Raw genomic sequence first — 16,925 nt, 5'->3', positions numbered from 1 at the left:
GCGGAACACCATCCGCAACCAGCCGCCGAATCAAAGCCCAATCCTCCACTGAGATCACCCATCCAATCTGTCTGGGTGGCCTCGTTTTCGACCGTCGCTATGGCCTCGTTTTCAAGCGTCGTCGACACCAGTTGCGCCCAGTCGTTTGAACAGTCCTTCCGGTCCGGCGTGGGGTGCACTGGGTACGCACAAGGATGAGAAACGGCGCCTGACGCTGGAAGACGTTGAGAAACGTTTTCGCAGGTCAGACGCCGTTTCAAGCACTAGCCGCAGGTCAGCGAGACCCCCGACTTAAATGTCGTAGTAGAGCTCGAACTCTTTGTGCACCGGTGACCACCGTTGACAGCTGGGGACTATGTGGGCCTGACCTGGGCAAACAGCAATATCCAGCCCTAGCCACCGTTGGGTGCTTCTGACTGTCCTGCGGACTCCGTGCGGACTGGCCTTGCACTCAACGATTACTCGGGCAGAGTCTGGACGGACAAGAGAAGAGTGTCCGGCTGAGCAGCTTGCTCGTCTGGACAGACAGCGGCCCCCGCCCGGTGGTAGGACACCGAACGAGGGCCTCGGCACCCAGTAACTAGGACTGAATACCGTGACCGAAACACTAGGGCACCTGACGCGTGCCCACGAGAACACTGCACACGACGCGACGTCGTCGGTCTCCGCGAAGCCCAAGAGGCGCCGGGAGGTCAAGCACATCGGCTGGCTGAGAGACATGACAGCCGCGAACGAGATGGGCGTCTACTGGAAGGCCCTGTGTGGCCGGTGGGTAAGCCCGTGGGACGAGGCCGGCGCGCCCCCCAACATCGTCCGGGCACGACTGGTCGAAGGCATTCCCGTCATCGAGATCGAGACGACTGATTGTCAGAACTGCGTTCGCGCCTACGCCCGCCACCTGCGCAGGCGCCTGCGATGACCTTCCGAGACGCGGCACTACTGACGGTGGACAAGCTCGCTGACGCCGTCGAGTGCATCCCGGTCGTCGTCATCAGACGATCCCAGATCAGGAAACGGGCCCATGCGAACTTCATCTTCGGCCTCGAATGCGGTGAGCGCGGTGTGACGCGGGAACGGGTCGAGCAGACAGAGCGCCGCCGCCGCTTGACTCTCGTCGAGACCGATCTTGCCGAGGCGCGACATGAGCGTCAGAACCGATAGCCCCACCAGTCGTCCGGGAGGTTCTCCAGAAACGCCTCTAGATCTCGGCGAAGTATGAGGATCTTCCCGGTCGGCATCGCGTTGGGATCTTTGGGTCGGTGACTCCGTTTGGCTGGCAGGTCGCCCGACTTGACCGCTCGCTTGAGCGAGTCACGCGAGAGCCCGCACACCCGGGAGGCGTCATCGAGGTCATACGCCAAGGCGGCGCCATCAGGGGGCATCATGCGCGACATGCTCGCCTCGCTCCTTACCGAGACTGAACTAGCCGAAGTGCTCCGCCTCGAGACCGATCATGTCCGTCATCTGCGTCAGCGTGAAGGGTGGCCGCACGTGAAGCTCGGCCGGCAGGTTCGGTTCACAGAGGACGACGTCCGGGACATCATCAAGTCACACCACGTCGTGCCGAGCCGGCCCCACGGCCTGCCGGGCCAGACCCCGTTGAGCATTGCGAGGAATCGATGAACCGCATGACCCTTGCCGAGTACGGCGCCCACCTCGCGTCGTTCGCGCCGCCCCTGAAGGAATGGCAGATCGAAGCCGCAGCTCGGATTCTTGCCGGCGTTGCGGACAACGGAGATGGCATCACGCGTCGAGAGCGCATCACCTGAGGTTCAACGACTGGCAACGCCCTCAACACAGTCCAGCATGAAGAAGATGTCCGCCGCGCCGAGTGGGCGCTGGGGCGAGCCATCCGTAAGGGCCAGGCCGAGGGGTCCGTCTCAACCCCCGGGGCGCTGGGGGGTCGCGCGGCGATTGGCAGCCATGGCGCCGTCGCCGGGTCCAACAAGTCGGCATCCGAACGCATGGAATCGCCCCAGCAAGTTCATCTCGGGCCAAGAGGCCAGGGTCGAGATTTACGCGATTGCCGACGCCACCACAACCTTGAAGCAGAACCGCCCCCGGCATCCGTAGTGCCGGGGGCGGTTCTGTGTGTCTGTTAAGCCGGGACGGTCTCCCGCAGCATCGCCAGTTGGTCATGCGTCTGAATCTGCATGTCCCACGCCTTCATGAAGCGGTCCACAAGCCCGCTGATGCCCTCGATGCCAGCGTCGAGCAAGACAGAGAACAGGAGCTGGTCGTTGGCCGCGGCAGCGACAGTCACCCATCGATCTGAAAACAGCTGCTCCATCGCGTTGTCAAAGGCTTCTGGCCCCTCGATGCTCTCCAGAAGGGAAACTTCGCGTTCGGTCACGTGGGCGTAACCCCACAGGCCACGAGGACCGCCATCACCGAGGAAGGAGTGGAAGAGGTACGTGACGCCGTCCAAGGCGATCAAACCAGTCCTCGGCACGTTGAAGTGGTCGAACACCTCACCAGCCAAGGCACTGCCGACAGGGAGCCATGGCCGTCGGCCCGGCTCGACCTTCAAGGTGTCGCTCATTGTGGTTCACCACCTTCCGTGTACTCGTAGGTATCGGTGTCGGGTTCAAAGGTTCCATCGAACTCTGAACACTCATTCTCCCCCCATGATGCCTCGCGCGACACAGAAACGTGAAGGGGGTTGCGGCGCGTTGGCGTCGCTGTCACCTCAAAGCCAGCCCCACGCAGGGCTCCGGCCGTCACCCATCTGACTGCGTCCCCGTCGGATGGGAACCGAACGCGCACCCGGACGAACTTCGCTGCGGCAAGAGTCGTGCGCTTCCCACGCAACATGCTTAGACCGTCCGCGTCCTGGGGTCTAGGCGCGTTGGGCGGGTCGGCTTCGTTGAAGACGTACTGGGTGAGGACCTCGTCATCCTGGATTTCCTCAGGAGGACTGTCGCTGCTCCTACCGGTCAACTAGAAGGACCCCACGCGGCCAGAGCTTTGCGCCTTCGGGTCAGCCTCCGCCACTGCCCTGTAAGCCTCGGCCAGGTTCTTGAGTGACTCGGACCGTGAGTTGTTGCCCGCGGCCGCCTTGATCGCTTCGAGAAGCACGGCAGCAGTCTCGGCGAGCAGAGCGTCGTTCTGTGTCTTGGCCATGGCGTTGACCCTGCCTGATTCTGAGGGGCCTAGACAAGCGCCCGTCCCACTCAGACATCACCCGGCAACCCCGTCGCCCACGGGGATGCCTTACCAAGCCACACCGAGCTCGCAGCTCACGGCGTAGTGCTCGCTGAGGTCTTCGAGCCGCCACCCGTCCGGGAGTCCGTCACTGGTCGTGATGATGGTGAGGTCTCCAACGATCTGGGCGTGACTGCCCCGCACTGTGCCCGGCCAGTCATCGCCGATGACGGGCCCGGCGATAGCGCCCCAGAGGTCGACCTGTCCGACCGCGAACACGGTGCTGACGAAGCCCCCAGGCTTGCCGGGGGTGCCACGGCACCCCCGGTGGTAGGCCACTAGCTCATCCCGGTCGGTCATGGCCCGGATGCCACATGAGCAGCGTGCGTGCGGATGCTCCATCTCCGCGCATTCCGAGGCTGAGCAGAACGCGCTCGAGGACTGCATCACTCCGGGCTGCCACTCGTCGGCGCCACCAGCGCCTGGCGGGCGCTTGTATGGGCCCACGAGCCTCAGGGGTCCCGGCTCGAGGCTCCAGCGGCTCACTTCATCGTTCCGCCAGCGATCTGGCACCCAGACCTCGCTAGGCAGGACGCCCCAGAACCGCCAGGCGCGAATGGCGCGAGAGCGGGGCACTGAGCGGCTCGACACGACGCCGAGCGGCTCCCGTAGCCAGGATGGGGTGCGGTGGCCGCAAGTGAGGCAGTCGTGCCCCGTGCGGAGGCCACACGCCGGCTGCTGCGTCATGACGGGCCCTCCCTCCGAGGGGTTGTGCAGGCGTGGGGCGCAGGCAGCGCTTTCGAGGTAGTGCTGCGTTGCCTTGCTCCCTCAGACAGCGTGGAGACCGGACTAGGGCAGACGCCGCTGGGGGTGGGCTTGACGCCCCACGCCTGGGTCGGTCAGCCCTTGCGGGCTGGCTTGGTGGTGACGGGCTCGATCCACCCTGCGTTGAGCCACTGGGCGGCCGTGTTGGCCCCAAGGGTGGGCAGCGTGGCCCCGCCGTCGTAGGTCTTGCCGTCGAGGTGCACCTGGGTGCCCTGGACTACCGCGTAGGCGGCCATCAGAGGCCCGTGAGCTTGAGCAGGCCGCTGGGGCGCGGGACGGTAAGCAGGACACGCTCTTCGACTCGCACGAGGCAGGTGTTGGTCGTGAACTGCGTGGTGCCCTGGTTGGCGGTCTCGATCCGGATGCCGTCACGGACGTACGCGACGGTAGAGCCGGCGAAGTCACCGATGAGGCACGTGCCCTGGGTGATCTGGGTGGTCAGGACCACCGGCACGCCCCAGATCCGCGGGTCGGTACCCGAGCCGGGGTCACCGAGCAGGTAGCGGTTCTGGGTGTCCTTGCTGCGGCGGATCGTGCCCCAGTCAGCGGGGTGCAGGACGATGCCGTCCGGCTCGGCGAACGAGGACCCAGTCCGGAGGCTGTCGAACGCGGCCGAGATCGAGTCCAGGCGGTCCGTGGCGTTCGGGGTGGCCGGCACCGCGGCAGTCAGGATGCCGGTCGTATTGAGCAGCCCGGGGAACTTGTGGGCCCCGGTGACCGTGGCAGTGAGGAACTCGGCGTTCTCGGCCTTCACCAGGCCCGCGGTCATGTCCTGGGACAGCACCGACATGAACGCCGGGAAGTCCTGCAGGGTCTCGTCGGTGACCTCCACGACGTGGGCGATCTTGGTGACCGAGCTGGTCTGCGCGACGTAGGCCAGGGTGCTGGTGGGCTTCAGGCCGCCCTCAGCGACCGCTGCGGCGGCCGTGGTGCCGGTGGTGGAGTACCACGTCACCGAGGGGTGCGGGGTCGCCACGATCGGCATCAGCGACATGACCCGGGTGGGCTCGCGGCGCTGGGTGACCGGGGTGGTCTTGTAGTCGGTGATCGTGGCCGGGCCGATGCTTGAGGAGTCGGTGGCGGCCTTGGTGATCGCCAGGTTCTTGTGCGAGACCGCAGCCTCGTGCAGCTCCTTGGCGTCGAACGTGGAGAGCTCGACCTGCGGGGTGGACATGGGCTCGTAGCCGCTGGCAACCAGGCCGGGCATGACGCCCTTCAGGGTGGCGTAAGAGCCGCCCTCGCCGCTGTCGGTGGACGAGGCGCCAGAGCCGAAACGGGCGGCCTTGGTGGAGAACTCGACGGTCTCCTGGTGGGCCTTCATCTCGCTCTCGATCTGGTCGAGGCGGGCGCTCTTCTGGGTGCTGGTCAGGGACTTGTTGGTGACGAGGGCCTGAGCCTCAGCGCTGAGCTGACGCATGGCGGTCTTGGCTTCGATGGCAGCAGACATTGGGTGTTCTCCTGAGAGGGAGGTCGCGAAGAAACGCGACGCAGCGAGTGGTGTTGTCGTCCGTCCGGGGCGTAAGAAAACGCGCGGGACCGGCCCTCGTCTTTCAGCGGCTCCAGGTCAGCGGGTGCGGCGGCTTTCGCGGGCGCAGCGGCGTCACTAGAACGGGGTTCCGACAAGTAGCTCGATCATATCAGCAAGTTGACTTGCCGGACCGGCAAAACTAGTCCACGTACTCGGGGCATCCCTTCTCGTGGTCGATACCCAGCACGTGACGGGTGCCGGCCGCGGGGAGTACCTGCACCGAAACCGTGCAGTGCTCGCAGTGGGTGTGTAGCGCCTCCATGACGGCGTCGAGCTTGGTGACGGTGCTCATCGAGTCGATCGGGTCGTGGTCATTCATTGCGGTTCTCCTGGGGTTTGGGAGGAAAAAAGGATGGATAGAGAGGCGCGACTGGCTGGTCTTGGGGCGGCGCGCGGTAGGGATTTGGGCCCCCCTCATTGATCGCGGCTCGGGGGGATACGTGCAGAGCACTGGCTAGTCCTCCTGTGGCGCCTCTGGCGATCTCGACCCCCCTGCCTCTCGTGGTCGCCGACGCCTTCCCGAACTTGAGGACTCCGTGTGTGAAAGTGGCGACTGGCTGGTCCCGCGGCGCGAGCCGCGCGGCGATTTGGGTGCCCCTACCTCTCACTGCGTCCGCCTCTCTAGCCGGGCCACTCGGCGCAATCGGATGCGTGCGGCCTTGGTGCGTCGCGCCTTCGCACGATGGGTGGGCCAGCTGGAGTGCGTGGTCACTAAAAGGTCTCCCGTCGGTTCGTGTGCACGGGATGCGACTGCGCATCCGAGCAGTAGTCACAGGTCATGTCGTGCGGGTACTGGGTCGGCTCGTACCTGTGGCTGTGCGCCTTCGAGGACTCGGGCAGTTGGCAGAAGGTGAGATCGTCACCGTCGTTGCGCGACCAACCACAGACACCGCCGTCATCGAGGTAGCGGTGCGCGCATTCGTGCTCAACCCACTTCTCCCAGTCGGGTGGGTCGGCTTCTGCTGAGGCTGAGGAGTAGCGGCGCACCCACGGTGGGGTGGAGTCCTCGTTATCCCCAACCGAGCGGCCGGACGTAGCTCCAGCGGAGTCCGAGCCTGCGATGTCACCCACACCCAGACCCATCCCCTTACCTCCGGTCGGGTCTGGTCTGGTCTGGTCGAGTCGGGTCTTGTATAGGTGTGAGCCGCTACTGGTGGATTCCACCCCTGCTTCCACGGTGGAACGGATGGCAGGGCAGAACTTCGGGTCCTTGCACAGCGAGTGGTCACCGACGTTGTGCTGTCGTTTCCGCGCCTTGTCCTGGTTCCACCGTTCACGCGTCCGGCGCACCTGCTCGGCCGGGAAGGCATGCTCGGCGTACTGAGCGATGGAGTAGCCGTCGTTCTCCTCGGTCCAGAACTCGCCAGCCACCAGTGCCCTGATCGCCCCTGCCGTGCGTTCGGGCGGTACGGCCAGAGCAACGCGGGACGCCATCGCGTGCGAGATCCGCCCGTCGAGCAGTTGCCGGTCGCAGTACACGATCGCGGCCACGTGCACAGCGAAGGCGTCAGCGCCCGCCTCGAGCCACCGGGCATCGTCGGTGTGGGATTGGTCGAGCTTGATGTAGCTCATGCCCCCACCTTGAGCCGTGAGGGATGGCAGCGGGTCGGCTCCTTGAGCAGACGCCACCCGCGACGTGGTCCCAGGACGTGGCACGCGAGGCCGGGGGCAGCCCCGCACCACGGGCACGTGACCGGCGGTGGTGCCGGCGCCATCCGAGCACGTGCACGGACGCGCTCAGCACCCGTCCGGCGAATGGGGATGACGTTGCTCATCCACGATCACCGCCCACCACGACCAGGGGCAGACTCGCCACCGGGACGAGCTCGACCAACATGAGCTCGAAGCTGTCCCCGCGGCCCTCAGCGCGCTCCTGGGCCTTCACTGCGCTGTGCAGGCTCAGGTAGAGATTGCGGCGCTTCAGCACGCCGTCGTCGTGGAATGTGAGCAGCGCGTAGGCCGGGGCGACAGCCTTGGGGTGGGCTAAACTAGGGCCAGACTGGATCGCCATCTCGTCTGCACAGGCCGCCCCCGCCGGGCGGCCTGAGTGCTTCTCGAGCACCGCGCTCACCCGGCCTTCTGGGCGTCGTTGATGAACTGCTCGACGTCCGCGACCGCGTACAGGACCCGTCGTCCGACCTTGAACGACTTGGGTCCCTTCTTCGCGTGACGCCAGTAGCGCACCGTCTCGGCGGACGTACGAAGCAGTCGCGCCACATCGTCCGTGGTCATGTACTCGCCCATTGGGCCTCCCGCGCAGGTATGAATACTTACGCTGCCAACGCTACGACCGTTTACTACCGGCGTAGGGGTTGAAACTTGCGTGATGTGCTGCGAGACTTACGGTATGACTGAAGACGAGTGGCAAGTCGAGTACGGCAACGGCGGGTGGGTGCGAGTCACGAGCACCGATCTCGCGGGGTGGGTGTACCTGCGTTTCGTCGGCCAAGAGGGGCGCCCCGTCCCCGTGGAGCTGTACTACGACGGCCGAGGGACGGAAGTCACGGCGCGAATGCTGCGCGACCTGCCTCTGGCGAACATCGTGGCCTTCACCATGGACGACGCCAACGAGTGGCTAGACCGGTCGGGTGGCATCCCGGGGCCCAATCTGTCGCTCCTAGCCAGCTTCTTCCGGAGTCTCTTCGGATCGCGCGCCAAGCACTGGGTCGCTGACTCCATGCGAGCTCAGATGCCCGGAGAGGTGCAAAACCCCAAGGCGCCCAGTCCTCCGCCGCCTGTGACCGCCACCGAACAGCCCGTACCGCTTACGGCTCCGGAGAACGGGCTCACGGACGCGTTTCTGCGGTCGGTGGCCGAGAACTACGCCTGGGCCGTGAGGCGCCGCCTGCGCCCTGCTCCAGAACTGGCCGCTATGGCCGGCGTCAGTCCCCGCACCGTGCATGGGTGGGTGGCGAAAGCTCGAGACCGCGGCATCATGCCGCGGGCACGGAAGGGAGGAGTGTCCTGATGTCGAGCATCCAGAAGCGTGACAACGGCAAGTGGCGTGCCCGCTATCGCGACGAGACAGGCAAGGAACACGCACGACACTTTGATCGCAAGGTCGACGGTCAGCGGTGGCTCGATGAGCAGACCGCCAAGCTGGTGCAGGGCACGCATGTGACCCCGCGCCAAGCTCGCACGACGGTGGGGGAGTGGTGCGACACCTGGCTCGAGGGCTACCGCGGGAATCGCGCCTCGACGGTGCGTCAGGCAGAGGTACACATCAGCCGGATCAAGATGGCCTTCGGGACCATGCAGCTCGGCGCCGTGCGTCCCTCTCACGTTCGCACGTGGTGCGCTCAACTCTCGGCCGAAGGGTTAGCTGACTCCTACGTCTACGCGCTGCACGCCCGACTTTCGCAGCTGTACGCCGACGCTGTTCACGACGGCCTCGTCCCCAAGTCGCCGTGCTCGCGGCGGACGTCGCCCGGGATGGGCAAGCAGCGGGCCTACGTCGCGACTACAGAGCAGGTGTGGGCGCTGCACGACGCAATGCCAGAGCACCTGCGTCCAGCCGTGCTCCTGGGGGCCTTCGCTGGGCTACGGCTGGGGGAGGCGTGCGGCCTGCGTACCGACGACATTGACTTCATGCGCGGAGTGGTGGCGCCGGTGGTCCAGTACCCGGCACTGCCCCTGAAGTCCGAGACCTCGCGGACAGCCGTCCCGATCCCACAGAGCCTGGCCCTTGAGCTCTCGGCGCACGTCGGCCGGTCGGAGGACGGGTTCTACCTGACCAACGAGTGGGGCCAGCAGCTCGCACCCTGGACGCTCGAGCGTGCCATGCGCTCGGCGCGGGCCAAGGTTCCCGGTCTACCGCCCGGCTTCCGGTTCCACGACCTGCGCCACTACCTGGCGTCACTCCTGATCGCCAGCGGCGCTGACGTCAAGGTCGTGCAGGCACGCCTACGTCACGCCTCTGCCACGACGACGCTGAACACCTACAGCCACCTGTGGCCGGACTCAGACGACAGCACACGAGCCGCCATCGATGCAGTGATGGCGGCTCGTGCGGACTGTCTGCGGACTGGTAACTCTCAAGTGCGGTGAAACCGCAGGTCAGAGCACCATGACGGCTCAGATGTCGTAGTAGAGCTCGAACTCGTGCGGGTGCGGGCGCAGCTGCACGGGCAGGATCTCCTGCTCACGCTTGAACGAGATCCAGGTGTCGATCAGGTCGGGGGTGAACACGCCACCCTCGGTGAGGAACTCGTGGTCGCGCTCCAGGTTGTCCAGCACCGCGTTGAGCGACGTGGGCACCTGGTCGATCTCGGCCATCTCGTCCGGCGGCAGCTCGTAGATGTCCTTGTCGATCGGCTCGGCGGGCTCGATCTTGTTCTTGATGCCGTCCAGGCCGGCCAGCAGCAGCGCCGAGAAGGCCAGGTACGGGTTGGCCGACGGGTCGGGGCAGCGGAACTCGATGCGCTTCGCCTTCGGGTTCGACCCGGTGATCGGGATGCGCACGCAGGCCGAGCGGTTGCGCTGGCTGTAGACCAGCGAGATCGGGGCCTCGAAGCCGGGCACCAGGCGGTGGTAGGAGTTCACCGTCGGGTTGGTGAAGGCCAGCAGCGACGGGGCGTGCTTGAGGATGCCGCCGATGTAGTAGCGCGCCATGTCCGAGAGGCCGGCGTACCCGGTCTCATCGTAGAACAGGGGCTCGCCCTCGTTCCAGATGGACTGGTGGACGTGCATGCCGGAGCCGTTGTCGCCGAAGATCGGCTTGGGCATGAAGGTGACGGTCTTGTTGTTGCGCCACGCGACGTTCTTGATGAGGTACTTGAACTTCATCACGTCGTCGGCGGCCTTGAGCAGCTCGTCGAAGCGGTAGTTGATCTCCGACTGGCCGCCGGTGCCGACCTCGTGGTGGCCGCGCTCGACCTGCAGGCCGGCCTTCTCGAGCTCGATGACCATCTCGTCGCGCAGGTCGCCGAAGTGGTCGTACGGCGCGACCGGGAAGTAGCCGCCCTTGGTCTTGACCTTGTAGCCGCGGTTGGTGTCGGAGTCCTGACCGGTGTTCCAGGCGCCGGCCTCGGAGTCGATCTCGTAGAACCCGGTGTTGGCCTGGGTCGCGAAGCGGACGTTGTCGAAGATGTAGAACTCGGCCTCGGGGGCGAAGAAGGCCTGGTCGCCGATGCCGGTGCTGGCCAGGTAGGCCATCGCCTTGCGGGCGATGTTGCGCGGGTCGCGCGAGTAGGCCTCGCCGGTGATCGGGTCGTGGATGAAGAAGTTCACGACCAGGGTCTTGGCGGCCCGGAAGGGGTCGAGGTACGCCGTGGTCGGGTCCGGGAACAGCTGCATGTCGGACTCGTGGATGGCCTGGAAACCGCGGATCGAGGAGCCGTCGAAGCCGAGGCCGTCGTCGAAGACGGACTGGTCGAACGAGGAGACCGGGACCGTGAAGTGCTGCATCACGCCGGGCAGGTCGCAGAAGCGGACGTCGACCATCGCGACGTCCTCGTCCTTGAGGTACTTCAGCAGCTCTTCGCTGTTCTGGAACATTCGTCCTCCTTGGCCGCAGGGCGACCGGCGTGGATATGGGTGAGCGTTCGTCCGCGCGCACACCGCGCAGGCGAGACGTGGTGAACCTACGGACCAGCCGTTGCACGACCGTATCCACTTTGTTTCGCGCGTGTTACGCCGGTCCGGGGTGTGATCTCGGACCGGGGTGGTCCTGGCTAGGCTCCGGGGGTGCCTGAGAACGCCTCCTGGCCCCGGCGGTTCGGGGCCCTCGTGCTGGACTGGATCGCCTCGACCCTGGTCACGATCGGGGTGATCGGCTCGCGCGCCTACCAGCAGGACCCGAGCTCGGGCTGGGTCGTCCTCGGGGTGTTCGCCCTGGAGGTCTCGGTCCTCACCGCGTTCACCGGTGGCTCGTTCGGCCAGCTGCTCACCGGGATCCGGGTGATGACGCTCCAGGGCCGCACGCTCAGCCTGCCGGTCGCGGTCGCCCGCACCCTGCTGATCTGCGTCGTCGTGCCGCCGCTGGTGTTCAAGCCGGGGTCGGGCCGCGGCCTGCACGACATCTGGACCGACTCCGCGGCGTACCGGCGCCCCTGACGCCCCGGGCTCGGGGTCCGGACCTCGCGGTCGGGGGAGCTCAACGGCCCCGCAGGTTGCCGCGCTGGCCCTTCATCGAGGTCGGCATCGGTCCCTTGGGCATGGGGATGTTGGAGCGGTTGGCGTCCATCGCCTTGATGCGGGCCAGCACGTCGGTCATCTGGGCCGGCTTGAGGTCCTTGCCGAGCTTGGTGACGTGCTTGACCAGGCGCTGAAGCGGCACCTGGCCCTCGCCGTTGCCGACCACCAGCTCGTGGATCGGGGTCTCGCTGGCGACGCGCTCGTGCTTGCGACGCTCGGCGTGCAGCAGCGGGCGCAGCCGGTTGGGGTTGCCCTCGCCGATCAGCACGATGCCGGGGGGACCCACGACGCGCGTGACGACGTCCTGCTGCTTGGTCACGGCGACGGCGGGGTCGGTCTTCCAGCCGCGGCGCAGCATGCCCAGCGCGGCGGCCGCGGCGCCCGGCTTGCCCTCGATCTGGCTGAGCGCCGAGCGCTGGGCCCGGCGGCCGAACACGATCAGGGAGGCCAGGAGCCCGACCAGCACGCCGAAGACGGCGGCGAAGACCGGGGTGCCGAAGACCAGCAGGACGATCGCGAAGGCCGCGAGACCGGCCAGCAGGAAGGCGCCGAGGAGGACCAGGCCGATCTTGGGGTCGGCCTTCTTGGTCATCGTGTAGCTCTGCTGGATCTGCTTGATCCGGCCGGGCTTGCTCGGGTCCTTGGCCTTGCGTCCCCGGAGCTTGCGGCCGGTGGGGGACGTGGGGGACGGGCTGGGCTTCTTCGCCATCGGTGGTGCCTTCGTCGACGTCGGGGGTGGTGAGGAACGCGTCAGTCTCTCAGACGACGCACCGCGCGGGCCTCAGGCGGTCTGGCGGGCCGCGACGGCCTGCTGGTAGAGCCGTCCCGCGCGGTACGACGACCGCACGAGCGGACCGCTGAGCACGCCGGCGAACCCGATCTCCTCGGCCTCGGCCGTCATCTCGACGAACTCCTCGGGCTTGACCCAGCGCTCCACTGGGTGGTGGCGCGGGGAGGGCCGCAGGTACTGGGTGATCGTGATCAGCTCGCACCCGGCGGCGTGCAGGTCGACCAGCGCCTGGTGGATCTCCTCGCGGGTCTCGCCCATGCCCAGGATCAGGTTGGACTTGGTCACCAGGCCGAACTCGCGGGCCGCGGTGATCACGCCGAGGGAGCGCTCGTAGGTGAAGGCGGGGCGGATCCGCTTGAAGATCCGCGGCACCGTCTCGACGTTGTGGGCCAGCACCTCGGGCCGGCTCTCGAAGACCTCGGCCAGCTGCTCGGGGCGGCCGTTGAAGTCGGGGATCAGGTTCTCCACGCCGGTGCCGGGGTTGAGCTCGTGGATCTGCTTGACGGTCTCGGCGTACAGCCAGGCGCCGCCGTCGGGCAGGTCGTCGCGGGCGACGCCGGTGATGGTGGCGTAGCGCAGGCCCATGGTCTGCACCGACTCCGCCACCCGGCGGGGCTCGTCGCGGTCCAGCGCCTGGGGCTTGCCGGTGTCGATCTGGCAGAAGTCGCAGCGCCGCGTGCACTGGTCACCGCCGATGAGGAAGGTGGCCTCGCGGTCCTCCCAGCACTCGTAGATGTTGGGGCAGCCCGCCTCCTGGCACACGGTGTGCAGGCCCTCGGACTTCACGAGCTTCTGCAGCTCGGTGTACTGCGGCCCCATCCGCGCGCGCGTCTTGATCCACTCGGGCTTGCGCTCGATGGGGGTCTCGGCGTTGCGGGCCTCGAGACGGAGGAGCTTGCGGCCTTCGGGGAGTACCTGAGTCACCCGATCAGCGTACGTCGGTGACGCAGGTCTCACCGCACCGGCGCTCAGACGTCGCGCCGCCTGAACCACAGCACCGAGAGCACCACGACGACCACGAGGGCCACCAGCAGGAAGCCACCCGCCTGGGTGTGGGTCAGTGCCCGCAGCGGCGAGCAGGTCGGACCCGAGCAGGGCAGCGTCGGGTCGTAGTAGGTGTGCCGGCGCGCGATCCAGGCCACGGTGTTGTTGCCCACGGCCCACCGGCTCGCGCCCTCGACGGGGAGCAGGTTGACCAGGATCTCCCCGCCGACCGCGTAGACGAACAGCAGTGCCAGCGTCGCGACGGTGTGGCGCAGGGCCATGGTGACCGCGAAGGCCCCCAGAGCGGCGCCGGCGCCGAGGGCCACCGTGCGCGCGCTCTGCCAGGCGGCGTCCACGACGTCGGCGGAGGGGACGCTGATGCCGCGGTGCCCGGCCAGCAGGGCCACGTAGGTCCAGAACACGCCCAGGGCCAGCGCCGTGACGACCCCGGCGCCCAGCGCCACGGCCGCCCCCTTGACCAGCCACAACCGCGCGCGTCGAGGCTCGAACATCAGCTGCTGCGCGAGCGCGCGGGTGCCCCAGTCGGCGCCGGCGAAGGTGGCGCCGGCCACGACCATCAGCCCCACCACGACCAGCCCCAGCTGGACGCCGCGGCCGTCGAGCACCCGCTCGACGTCGAGGGCGTGCCGGGGCAGGAACGAGGTGGAGCCCCGGACCAGCGCCGCGCGGCAGTCCGAGGCGCTGGCGCCGGCGCCCAGGAAGTCGGGCGGACGGCGCGTGCAGGCCTGGACGTCGGCGAGCGTCTGGGGGTCGCGCGCGGCGAGCTCGGCCTGCGCGACGGCGTCGGCGCGGTCCGAGGCGGTCAGGGGACGGGTCTCCCAGGCGACCAGCCCGACCAGGACCGCCGCGACGGCGAAGGACGCGAGCGCGAGCAGCGCGATGGCCCGGCGCGACCGGAAGCGGGTCAGCTCGGCCCGCAGGAGGCGGATCACGAGGGCCCCCCGGCGCGGTCGTCGGCCTCACGTCGGTCGGTCAGGTCCAGGAAGAACGACTCCAGGGTCGGTCGCTCCTCCGCCAGCTCGCTCACGAAGTGCCCGCGCTCCGCCAGGAGCCTGGTCAGGTCCTCGGGCCGCCGCCGCCCCTCGACCACCAGGGCGTCGCCGTCACGGGTCACCGTGTGCCCGGCGCCGCGCAGGACGTGCTCGGCGCCGCGCAGGTCGCTGACCACGACGCGGGTCCGGGAGACCCGGTCGCCCAGCAGGTCCTCCACCCGGCCCGAGGCGAGCAGCTTGCCCCGGCCCAGGATCGTGACGGAGTGGCAGACCTGCTGCACCTCGGCGAGGATGTGGGAGCTGAGCAGCACGGTCGTCCCGGACTCGCCCAGGTCGCGGATCAGGTCGCGGATCTGCCGGATGCCCGACGGGTCGAGACCGTTGGTGGGCTCGTCGAGGATCAGCAGGTCCGGGCCCTTCATCAGGGCGGCCGCGATCGCCAGGCGCTGCTTCATGCCCAACGAGTAGGCGTCGACGTGCTCGCGGGCCCGGTCGGCCAGGCCCACCTGCTCCAGCGCCGCGGCGACGGCCTTGCGCGAGACGCCGCTGGAGCGCGCCAGCAGCAGGAGGTTCTTGCGGGCCGAGAAGGTCGGCACGAACCGCGGCTCCTCGACCAGTGCGCCGACGCGTCCGACCACCTCGGGCAGGCGGGCCGGGACCGGGCGGTCGAAGAGCCGGATCTCACCGCGGGTGGGACGGCTCAGCCCGAGCAGCATCTTCAGGGTCGTGGACTTGCCGGACCCGTTGGGGCCCAGGAACCCGTGCACGCCCCCGGCCGGCACGGCCAGGTCGAGGCCGTCGAGCGCGACCACCCGACCCGCGAGCGTGCGGTAGACCTTGCGCAGGCCGCGCGTCTCGATGACCAGGTCACCGCGGGTCGCCCGCTCCCGAGCAGGCGTCTGCGGGGTGGGGGAGTCGTTCATGGCGGGGTCCAGCATGACCCACCCGTGGGTCAGGCCCGGGGATTGAGCACGGGGACACGCAGACCCGCGGGCACCCCGTCCGGCTGCCCCTCGACCGGGGTGGCGCGCGACGTCCGCCCCGGCTCGGGACGCGCCTCGTAGTCGGGGGTGGCGTCGTACGCCGACCAGGCCAGCAGGCGTCGCAGGTGGCGCTCCACCAGCGGCCGAACCTCCGCCACGGTGACGTCACGACCGAGCTCCTCGCTCAGCGTGGTCACGCCCGCGTCGGCGATCCCGCACGGCACGAAGCGGTCGTACCACCCCAGGTCGACGTCGCAGTTGAGCGCGAAGCCGTGCATGGTCACCCCGCGGGCCACCCGGATGCCGATCGCCGCGATCTTGCGCTCGGGGCGGCCCGGCCCGCGGTCGGTGGCCGGCTCCGCGCGCAGCCAGACGCCGCTGCGGCCCGGGACCCGGGCGGTCTCGACCCCGAGGTCGCGGCACACCCCGATCAGCGCCTCCTCCAGGCGCCGCACGAAGTCGACGACCAGCACGTGGTCGGGCAGCCGCACGATCGGGTAGCCGACCAGCTGGCCTGGGCCGTGGAAGGTGATCTTGCCGCCGCGGTCCACGTCGATGACCGGGGTGCCGTCGCTGGGTCGCTCGTGCGGCTCGGTGCGCTTGCCGGCGGTGTACGTCGGGGGGTGCTCGAGCAGCAGCGTGGTCCCGGGGCCACCCGCCACGACCGAGGCGTGCACCTGGCGCTGGCGCTCCCAGGCCTCCAGGTAGTCCACCGGGCCGCCGTCGGGGCCGGTGACCGCCTCGAAGACCAGGTCCTGCGGGCTCTCGACCCCGCCGGGGCCGCTGACGTCGCCGATGTCCTGCACGCACCCGAGATTACGCCGACCGGGCCTGTGGACAACCGCCGGGACGCGCTCCGCGCGAGGCAGGGTGGAGGGGTGACCCGACTGAGCCCCCGCCTCCCCGAGCACCCGCGTCGCACCGCCCCCGGGCGGTCGGCGGCCGCCCGCCGGGGCGTGCTGCCGGTGCTGCTCTCCGTGCTGCTCCCGGCGCTGCTCCTGGTGTCCGGGTGCGGCCCCTCGCAGGAGGCGTCCGTGCGGGTGCCCCCGACGACGCCGACGGCACCCACGGACTCGTCGGGCTCGGCTGCGGCGACCACCGGCACCGCAGGGGTCGCCGCGACCTCCCCGGCCCTCGGGGTCCTGCACGCCTGGGACGCCCGCCGCTCGGCGGCCTGGCGGCGGGCCGACCCCGCGGAGCTGGCGGGTCTCTACGTCCCGGGGTCGCGGACCGCTCGTGCCGACGTGCGCCTCCTGAGGCAGTACGCCGACCACGGGCTCGTCGTGCGCCGGCTCGACACCCAGGTCTTCGCGGTCCGGGTGCTGTCGCGCCGGCCGGGCCGGCTGGTCCTGCGCGTCACCGACCGGGTCGCGGCAGGTCTCGCCGTGCGCGACGGCCGCCCGGTGGCCCTGCCCGCCACCGCGCCGGTCGTCCGGGTCGTCACCCTCGAGCGCGGGCCCGCCGGGTCGTCCCGGTGGCGCGTGCGGGAGGCGACCCGCCTGCGGGGGTGAGCCCCCGTGAGC

General features: G+C 68.6%; 25 protein-coding genes. 8 read left to right on the top strand and 17 right to left on the bottom strand.

What is annotated here, in order from left to right; genetic code table 11:
- Positions 1–595: 595 nt before the first annotated feature.
- Together ACYVDA_RS17945 and ACYVDA_RS17940 are read left to right on the top strand one after the other, a co-directional pair.
- Positions 596–919 (top strand): hypothetical protein, encoded by a 324-nt coding sequence (locus ACYVDA_RS17945; RefSeq protein WP_460819834.1) that lies wholly within the window; start codon positions 596–598, stop codon positions 917–919.
- Positions 916–1,161 (top strand): hypothetical protein, encoded by a 246-nt coding sequence (locus tag ACYVDA_RS17940; RefSeq protein WP_460819844.1) that lies wholly within the window; start codon positions 916–918, stop codon positions 1,159–1,161. Before ACYVDA_RS17945 ends, ACYVDA_RS17940 begins: the two co-directional genes overlap by 4 nt.
- Here ACYVDA_RS17940 and ACYVDA_RS17935 read toward each other — a convergent pair.
- On the bottom strand, positions 1,149–1,382 hold the full coding sequence (locus tag ACYVDA_RS17935) for a helix-turn-helix domain-containing protein (RefSeq protein ID WP_460819843.1): 234 nt from the start codon (positions 1,380–1,382) through the stop codon (positions 1,149–1,151). The two genes, ACYVDA_RS17940 and ACYVDA_RS17935, sit on opposite strands and share 13 nt — an antisense overlap.
- Position 1,383: 1 nt before the next feature.
- Here ACYVDA_RS17935 and ACYVDA_RS17930 point away from each other — a divergent pair, with 1 nt between their 5' ends.
- A complete protein-coding gene (locus ACYVDA_RS17930; protein WP_460819832.1) occupies positions 1,384–1,623 on the top strand; it encodes a helix-turn-helix domain-containing protein in 240 nt (79 codons plus the stop codon).
- Entirely contained in the window at positions 1,620–1,769 is a 150-nt protein-coding gene (locus ACYVDA_RS17925) for a hypothetical protein (protein ID WP_460819831.1), read from the top strand. The genes ACYVDA_RS17930 and ACYVDA_RS17925 overlap by 4 nt, the downstream gene beginning before the upstream one ends.
- 329 nt (positions 1,770–2,098) lie before the next feature.
- Here ACYVDA_RS17925 and ACYVDA_RS17920 read toward each other — a convergent pair whose 3' ends face one another.
- From ACYVDA_RS17920 to ACYVDA_RS17875, 10 genes are all read right to left on the bottom strand, one after another.
- Positions 2,099–2,542, bottom strand: a complete 444-nt coding sequence (locus ACYVDA_RS17920; RefSeq protein ID WP_460819830.1) for a hypothetical protein — start codon at positions 2,540–2,542, stop codon at positions 2,099–2,101.
- A 398-nt stretch (positions 2,543–2,940) separates the two neighbouring features.
- Positions 2,941–3,123, bottom strand: coding sequence for a hypothetical protein (locus ACYVDA_RS17915; protein WP_460819829.1), 183 nt, complete (start codon positions 3,121–3,123; stop codon positions 2,941–2,943).
- Positions 3,124–3,213: 90 nt separating this feature from the next.
- Positions 3,214–3,504, bottom strand: coding sequence for a hypothetical protein (locus ACYVDA_RS17910; protein ID WP_460819828.1), 291 nt, complete (start codon positions 3,502–3,504; stop codon positions 3,214–3,216).
- A gap of 539 nt (positions 3,505–4,043) precedes the next feature.
- Entirely contained in the window at positions 4,044–4,205 is a 162-nt protein-coding gene (locus ACYVDA_RS17905; RefSeq protein ID WP_460819827.1) for a hypothetical protein, read from the bottom strand.
- The gene (locus ACYVDA_RS17900; RefSeq protein ID WP_460819826.1) at positions 4,205–5,416 is read right to left on the bottom strand and encodes a phage major capsid protein; all 1,212 of its coding nucleotides are present in this window, start codon (positions 5,414–5,416) and stop codon (positions 4,205–4,207) included. Before ACYVDA_RS17900 ends, ACYVDA_RS17905 begins: the two co-directional genes overlap by 1 nt.
- A gap of 220 nt (positions 5,417–5,636) precedes the next feature.
- Complete coding sequence (locus tag ACYVDA_RS17895; RefSeq protein ID WP_460819825.1) at positions 5,637–5,816, bottom strand: hypothetical protein; 180 nt, start codon at positions 5,814–5,816, stop codon at positions 5,637–5,639.
- A gap of 392 nt (positions 5,817–6,208) precedes the next feature.
- Complete coding sequence (locus ACYVDA_RS17890) at positions 6,209–7,069, bottom strand: hypothetical protein (RefSeq protein WP_460819824.1); 861 nt, start codon at positions 7,067–7,069, stop codon at positions 6,209–6,211.
- Positions 7,066–7,212, bottom strand: coding sequence for a zinc finger domain-containing protein (locus ACYVDA_RS17885; RefSeq protein ID WP_460819823.1), 147 nt, complete (start codon positions 7,210–7,212; stop codon positions 7,066–7,068). Before ACYVDA_RS17885 ends, ACYVDA_RS17890 begins: the two co-directional genes overlap by 4 nt.
- A 56-nt stretch (positions 7,213–7,268) precedes the next feature.
- Positions 7,269–7,568, bottom strand: a complete 300-nt coding sequence (locus ACYVDA_RS17880; protein ID WP_460819822.1) for a hypothetical protein — start codon at positions 7,566–7,568, stop codon at positions 7,269–7,271.
- Complete coding sequence (locus tag ACYVDA_RS17875; RefSeq protein WP_460819821.1) at positions 7,565–7,729, bottom strand: helix-turn-helix domain-containing protein; 165 nt, start codon at positions 7,727–7,729, stop codon at positions 7,565–7,567. Before ACYVDA_RS17875 ends, ACYVDA_RS17880 begins: the two co-directional genes overlap by 4 nt.
- A gap of 115 nt (positions 7,730–7,844) precedes the next feature.
- On the opposite strand from ACYVDA_RS17875, the gene ACYVDA_RS17870 reads away from it, so the two are divergent.
- Both ACYVDA_RS17870 and ACYVDA_RS17865 read left to right on the top strand, forming a co-directional pair.
- Complete coding sequence (locus ACYVDA_RS17870; protein WP_460819820.1) at positions 7,845–8,465, top strand: hypothetical protein; 621 nt, start codon at positions 7,845–7,847, stop codon at positions 8,463–8,465.
- Positions 8,465–9,544, top strand: a complete 1,080-nt coding sequence (locus ACYVDA_RS17865) for a tyrosine-type recombinase/integrase (protein ID WP_460819819.1) — start codon at positions 8,465–8,467, stop codon at positions 9,542–9,544. Before ACYVDA_RS17870 ends, ACYVDA_RS17865 begins: the two co-directional genes overlap by 1 nt.
- 27 nt (positions 9,545–9,571) lie before the next feature.
- Here the strand turns inward: ACYVDA_RS17865 and glnA are convergent, their stop codons facing one another.
- A complete protein-coding gene (glnA, locus tag ACYVDA_RS17860; RefSeq protein ID WP_460819817.1) occupies positions 9,572–10,993 on the bottom strand; it encodes a type I glutamate--ammonia ligase in 1,422 nt (473 codons plus the stop codon).
- Between the two features lie 189 nt (positions 10,994–11,182).
- Between glnA and ACYVDA_RS17855 the strand changes: the two genes are divergently transcribed.
- Positions 11,183–11,551, top strand: a complete 369-nt coding sequence (locus tag ACYVDA_RS17855) for an RDD family protein (protein WP_460819816.1) — start codon at positions 11,183–11,185, stop codon at positions 11,549–11,551.
- Positions 11,552–11,591: 40 nt separating this feature from the next.
- Here ACYVDA_RS17855 and ACYVDA_RS17850 read toward each other — a convergent pair whose 3' ends face one another.
- The 5 genes from ACYVDA_RS17850 to lipB form a co-directional block, all read right to left on the bottom strand.
- Entirely contained in the window at positions 11,592–12,341 is a 750-nt protein-coding gene (locus tag ACYVDA_RS17850; protein WP_460819814.1) for a DUF4191 domain-containing protein, read from the bottom strand.
- 72 nt (positions 12,342–12,413) lie between these two features.
- Entirely contained in the window at positions 12,414–13,346 is a 933-nt protein-coding gene (gene lipA / locus ACYVDA_RS17845) for a lipoyl synthase (RefSeq protein WP_460819813.1), read from the bottom strand.
- A 44-nt stretch (positions 13,347–13,390) separates the two neighbouring features.
- Complete coding sequence (locus ACYVDA_RS17840; RefSeq protein WP_460819812.1) at positions 13,391–14,359, bottom strand: hypothetical protein; 969 nt, start codon at positions 14,357–14,359, stop codon at positions 13,391–13,393.
- Positions 14,356–15,357 (bottom strand): ABC transporter ATP-binding protein, encoded by a 1,002-nt coding sequence (locus tag ACYVDA_RS17835; protein WP_460819810.1) that lies wholly within the window; start codon positions 15,355–15,357, stop codon positions 14,356–14,358. Before ACYVDA_RS17835 ends, ACYVDA_RS17840 begins: the two co-directional genes overlap by 4 nt.
- A 14-nt stretch (positions 15,358–15,371) precedes the next feature.
- Positions 15,372–16,154: a lipoyl(octanoyl) transferase LipB gene (lipB, locus tag ACYVDA_RS17830; RefSeq protein WP_460819842.1), complete on the bottom strand. Its 783-nt coding sequence runs from the start codon at positions 16,152–16,154 to the stop codon at positions 15,372–15,374.
- Between the two features lie 126 nt (positions 16,155–16,280).
- Here lipB and ACYVDA_RS17825 point away from each other — a divergent pair, with 126 nt between their 5' ends.
- Positions 16,281–16,913 (top strand): hypothetical protein, encoded by a 633-nt coding sequence (locus tag ACYVDA_RS17825; protein ID WP_460819809.1) that lies wholly within the window; start codon positions 16,281–16,283, stop codon positions 16,911–16,913.
- Positions 16,914–16,925 lie beyond the last annotated feature (12 nt).

The sequence above is a fragment of the Nocardioides korecus genome (assembly GCF_054778395.1).
The sequence above is the reverse complement of the archived record's forward strand: the minus strand, read 5'-3'. Positions and strand labels throughout refer to the sequence as shown.